4 protein-coding genes are annotated in these 5,361 nt (G+C 74.4%); all 4 read left to right on the forward strand.

Translation table 11 applies throughout. The features are described 5' to 3' along the window. The first annotated feature begins 111 nt into the window (after nucleotides 1-111). The 4 genes from flhA to ABYE80_RS16420 are packed head-to-tail and all read left to right on the forward strand — an operon-like array spanning nucleotide 112 to nucleotide 5,319. Entirely contained in the window at nucleotides 112-2,211 is a 2,100-nt protein-coding gene (flhA, locus tag ABYE80_RS16405; RefSeq protein WP_372791381.1) for a flagellar biosynthesis protein FlhA, read from the forward strand. Further along, a complete protein-coding gene (locus ABYE80_RS16410; protein WP_372791382.1) occupies nucleotides 2,208-3,734 on the forward strand; it encodes a hypothetical protein in 1,527 nt (508 codons plus the stop codon). Before flhA ends, ABYE80_RS16410 begins: the two co-directional genes overlap by 4 nt. 2 nt (nucleotides 3,735-3,736) lie before the next feature. Next, the gene (locus ABYE80_RS16415) at nucleotides 3,737-4,111 is read left to right on the forward strand and encodes a hypothetical protein (RefSeq protein WP_372791383.1); all 375 of its coding nucleotides are present in this window, start codon (nucleotides 3,737-3,739) and stop codon (nucleotides 4,109-4,111) included. Next, nucleotides 4,108-5,319, forward strand: coding sequence for a glycosyltransferase family 2 protein (locus ABYE80_RS16420; protein ID WP_372791384.1), 1,212 nt, complete (start codon nucleotides 4,108-4,110; stop codon nucleotides 5,317-5,319). Before ABYE80_RS16415 ends, ABYE80_RS16420 begins: the two co-directional genes overlap by 4 nt. The last annotated feature ends 42 nt before the right edge of the window (nucleotides 5,320-5,361 follow it).

Genomic DNA, 5,361 nt, shown 5'->3' on the forward strand with positions numbered 1-5,361 from the left:
GCCCCCCGCGAACCGGTCGCCGCGACCCGGGCCCGGCTCAAGCGCCGACCGCTCCTGCCGACCACCGCGTAGGAGACCGGGCGGATTCCCTCCACCGCCCGCGACGACCCCTTGGCCAGCACCCTCGCCCGTATCGGGAAATACTCGGATCTCGCCGCCGCCGGCGTGGTGGTGCTGATCGTCGTGATGCTCGTGGTGCCGCTGCCGCCGGCGCTGCTGGACCTCGCGATCACGCTCAACATCTCGCTCGCCCTGGCGATCGTCGTCGCCACGCTGTACATCCCGCGGGCCCTGGACTTCAGTGCGTTCCCGTCGCTGCTGCTCCTGACCACGCTGTTCCGGTTGGCGATCAACGTCAGCGTCACCCGGCTGATCCTGCTCGAGGGGGATGCCGGTCACGTCGTCGAGGCCTTCGGCAGCTTCGTCGTCGGCGGCAACGTGGTCGTCGGCCTCGTGATCTTCCTGGTGCTGATCGTCATCCAGTTCGTGGTCGTCACCAACGGCGCGGGCCGGGTCGCCGAGGTCGGGGCGCGGTTCACCCTCGACGCGATGCCCGGCAAGCAGATGGCGATCGACGCCGACCTGAACGCCGGGCAGATCACCGAGGAGGAGGCGCGGATCCGCCGCTCCGACATCTCCCGCGAAGCGGACTTCTACGGCGCGATGGACGGTGCGTCGAAGTTCGTGAAGGGGGATGCGATCGCCGCGGTGCTCATCACGCTCATCAACCTCGTGGGCGGCATCGTCGTCGGGGTCATGCAGCAGGGCATGCCGTTCGGGGAGGCGGCGCAGCACTTCTCGCTGCTCACGGTCGGAGACGGCCTCGCCGCGCAGATCCCGGCGCTGCTGATCTCCGTCGCCACCGGCATCATCGTCACCCGCGCGACGTCCGACCAGGACCTCGGGTCCGACATCGCGGGCCAGCTCTCCTCGCAGTCCAAGGCCCCGATGGTGGCGGGCGTGGTCGTCTGCGCCTTCGCGCTGGTCCCGGGCCTGCCGAAGGTGCCGTTCCTCGTGGTCGGAGCGATCTTCTTCTTCGCCGGACGCACGTTGATGAAGGCCGACAAGACGAAGGCCGCCGACGACGAGGCGCAGGCCACCGCGCTCGCGCTCGAGCCTCCGGCGCCCGTCAGCCCGCGCGATCAGGCGATCGAGGCGCTCGGACTGGACCCGCTGGAGCTGTGCATCGGGTTCGGGCTCGTGCCGCTGGTCTCCGAGAGCGCTGGAGGCAGCGAGGCCGCGGCCGCCGGCGCTCCACGCGGCGCCCTGCTGCAACGCGTGGGGGCGGTGCGCCGCCAGATCGCCTCCGAGGTCGGAACGATCATCCCGTCGGTCCGGATCCACGACGAGGTCGGCCTGGGGTCCCACGAGTACGTGATGAAGGTCCGCGGCTCGGTGGTCGGCCGCGGCCGGATCACGCCGGGCCACCAGCTCGCACTCGATCCCGGGGACGCCGTCGGGACGCTCGACGGCATCCCGACCACCGAGCCCGCGTTCGGCCTGCCCGCGGTGTGGATCCCGGACGCCGCCCGCGCCGAGGCCGAGGCACTCGGGTACACGGTGGTCGAGTCCGAGTCCGTCATCGTCACGCACCTCACGGAGACGATCCGCAGGCACGTCGCCGAGCTGCTGACCCGCCAGGACACCCGCGCGCTCCTCGACCGCCTGAGCGAGTCGAACGCCGCGGTGGTGGAGGAGGTCGTGCCCGATCTCCTGAGCGTCGGGGAGCTCCAGCGCGTCCTGCAGGCGCTCCTGCGCGAGGGCGTCTCGATCCGGGACCTCGGCGCGATCGTCGAGGCCGCGGGGGACCGCGCGCGGATGACGCGCGACCCGGACCTGCTCGCCGAGTACGCGCGACAGGCCCTGGGCCGGACGATCGTCGCTCCGTACCTGGACGAGGAGCAGCGCCTGCGCGCGATCGCCCTGGACCCGGCGGTCGAGATGGAGGTCAGCGAGGCGATCGCCCAGACCTCCGACGGCGAGTACCTCGCGATGAACCCCGAGCGCGCCGCGGACCTCGTGCGCTCGCTCGGTGACCAGGTCGACGCCGCGGTGGCCCGCGGCCGCCGGCCCGTCCTGCTCTGCTCGTCGCGCGTGCGCCGGCACCTGCGGCGGCTGTGCGAGCAGGCCCTTCCCCAACTGTCCGTGTGCGCGTACAACGAGATCGCGCCCGGGATCAGCGTCGAGACGATCGGAGTGGTGAGCGCATGAGCACGACCAGGACCTATCGAGGCCGAGGCCTCGACGAACTGCTCGAACGGATCAAGGCGGAGCTCGGGCCGGACGCGGTGATCGTCGCCCAGCGCGAGGACGTCGAGGGTGGCGTCGGCGGCTTCTTCGCCAAGCGGGTGATCGAGGTGGACGCGCGCCCGGGCGGAGCGACGCTCGACATCGTCGCCGACGAGCCCGCCGCGCCCGAGCCGATCAGCGGGCCGGCGGCGGCACCGGCCCTCTACGGGTACGGCGGCGCGCCGGGGCCCAGCGGCCTCGACACCCCGGAGGACGGGACCGCCGAACCCACCTTCGAGGAGCACCTCAAGGCGCTGCTCGGGGCCGCCGGTCAGATCGCGCCGCCCGCCCCGGCCGTGCGGCCGGTGATCGCGCCGCAGGTCGACGAGGCGCCCGCACCGGAGCCCCTCGACATCGCGAACGTCGCGCGCGCCTTCTCGGAGGCGCCGATCGTGGAGGACGTCGAGGCGCCCGCGGACGTCGACCCGCCCGCGGCGACGACCCCTGCCGAGCCATCGACCGCCGCGGCGCCACCCACGGCCGCCGAGCCACCGACCGCCCCCGAGGCACCGACTTCCGCCGAGCCACCGACGGCCTCCGAGCCCGAGCCGGACCCGGATCCCACCCCGGAGCCTCCGGCTGCCGCCGCTCCGGCCCGGCCCACCCCACCCGATCCGGCGCCCGGAGCGGTCACCCGGACCGAGCCGCCGGCCCGCGCGCTCACGTCGCCGGCTCCCACGCCGGTCACCGATCGTGACTCCGCGTGGGAGGCGCTCGTGGAGGCGGGCATCGGCGCGACCCTCGCGGCCGACATCGTCGAGGAGACGGTCACCCACCTGCTGCCCTTCGCCGAGGAGCCCAGCCTGAAGCCCTTGGTGCACCGCGCGCTGGCGAGCCGGATCCCGGTGCACGCGACCCGCGGTGCCGCCGGTCACGTCATCGGCTTCGTCGGGCCGGGCGGGTCGGGCAAGACGCACTGCGCCGCACGGCTCGCCGCGGCGTACGCCGCCCGCACGTCGACCCCGGTCGCATGCGTCACCGTGCGCGCCAAGGACGGTGGCTCCGAGCTGCGCGACATGCTCACCGGCAGCGGCGTCGAGGTGCACGCCGAGCCGGATGCCGACGCGGCGTCCCGCCGCATCGAGCGGCTGCGGCAGACCGCCCTCGTGATCCTGGACACGCCCGCGGTCAGCCCGCGGGCGGACGCCGAGCTGCGGGTGCTGGCCGCCGAGCTCGCCCAGTTGCGCGCCGACGAGGTGCACCTGACGATGCCCGCGACGATCGGGCCCCGCCCGGCGCGGGATCTCGTGGCAGCGGGACGCCGGTTGGGGACCTGCGCCATCGCGATCACGCACTCCGACGAGACGGACGCGCTCGGCACGCCGGTCGACGTGGCCATCGACACCGGCCTGCCGATCTCGTTCGTCGGGCGCGGTCACGCACCCCGTAGCGGCCTGATCCCCGCCGACGCGCACGACCTCGCGACTACCCTCATCGCCGCCTGATCATGGCCAGGAAGAAGCCCGCAGCCGACGAGGACCGCGCCGAGGGGAGCGACGGGATCCGCCTCACCGATCACCCCCGGGCCGTCCGGTCGATCCGCACCGTCAAGAGCTGGGGTGGCCTCGCCGGGTTCGCCGCCGGCGTGCTGCTCGCCCACCGCGTGGGCATGCAGACGGGCGACGCGCTCCTGCGCGGCATCCTGGTGGGTGTCGCCGGCTACTTCGTCGCCTGGGGCACGGCGGTGATCGTGTGGCGCCAGCTCGCGCGCGCGGAGATCGAGCACACCCGCAGGATGTTCGTCGCTGCCGCCGAGCGGGCCGAGGCCGAGATCGAGCGGCGCCGGTCCGACCGCATGGCGGAGAAGGCCAGGACCGCGTGAGCCGTCCCGCCCCGCTCATCACGGTCATCGTCCCGCTGCCGGCCTCGCCGACCGCGGCGCTCGCCGCGCTCGAGGCGCTCGCGGGTCTTCCGGAGGCGCCCGAGCACGAGGTGCTCCTCGCGGTCGACGCGGGAGGCACGCTCGACGAGCTGCTCACGCGCGTGGCCGGGGACGTCGACGTCGTCCGCGTCGACCGGCGCGGTGGGTTCGGCGCCGCGGTCGCCGCCGCGGTCGCCCGTGCGGGTGCGCCTCTCGTCGCGATCGTCCGCGACGGCGGCCACGTCACGCCGGGGTGGCTGGCCGCCCTGCACCAGGCCCTGCTGACGGACGGCGACCTGGCGGTCGCGACCGCGGTCACCAGCGACGACATCGCCACCCCGGCGGTCTGCGCCCCGGCGCTAGCGTGCCGCCGCGACGCGCTCGCCGGCGCCGTCGGGGCGGGTGCCCTGGAGGTCCCGGACGACCTCGTGATCCCCGCCATCTGCACGGCGCTGGCCCCGGAGGGCGGTGTCCGGTCCGTGCCGGGCGCCGTGGTGCGCCGTGTCTCGGAGCGGTCGGCCGCGGCCCGTGGGGCGTGGAAGTACGGCGCGGGCCCGGAGCTGACCGTGGTCATCCCGACGCTCGACGCCACCAGCGACCGCCTGCGGGCCTGCGTGCGCGCGATCCAGGCGCACACCGACGCGCCGCACGAGATCGTGATCGTGGACAACGGGTCGCCCCCGCAGGGGTTCACCGCGCCCGTGAACGCCGGTCTACGGGCGGGGCGCGGGTCCTACCTGGTCGTCTGCAACGACGATGTCGAGGTGCTCCCCGGGTGGTGGCCGCCGCTGCGCGCCCGTCTCGACGACCGGGCACAGCCCGCGGAGGTCGTCTTCCCCTTCACGGTCGACGGCGCGATGCGCGAGGACTTCGCGGCGTGGTGCTTCGGGCTGCGCCGCAGCGCGCTCGAGCGGTTCGGCGTCGAGCCGGGCGAGTTCTTCGATCCCGACCTGAAGGTCTGGTTCCAGGACACCGACCTGCTCGTGCGACTGCGCCAGGAGCGCGTGCCCCCGGTGCTGGTCCGCGAGTCCCGCATCCGGCACGGCCTGTCGGAGACCGTGGGCACCGCCGACCCGTCCCTGCGGGCCTGGATCGACGCGCAGATCCTGCGCGACAAGGCCGCGTTCGAGAGCCGTCACGGCGGCGGCGTCCAGGGCGCTGCGCGCTGACGGACCGGATCCTCGGGTGGTGCGTGCAGCCGGCTGGTCGCC

The organism is Paraconexibacter sp., assembly GCF_041602235.1.
In the GTDB taxonomy this organism is placed as follows: Bacteria; Actinomycetota; Thermoleophilia; order Solirubrobacterales; family Solirubrobacteraceae; genus Paraconexibacter.

What these genes read in the sequence shown, in the direction of transcription:
- ABYE80_RS16410 (WP_372791382.1), top strand. Translation starts at nt 2,208, where the DNA reads ATGAGCACGACCAGGACCTATCGAGGCCGAGGCCTCGACGAACTGCTC.
- ABYE80_RS16415 (WP_372791383.1), top strand. Translation starts at nt 3,737, where the DNA reads ATGGCCAGGAAGAAGCCCGCAGCCGACGAGGACCGCGCCGAGGGGAGC.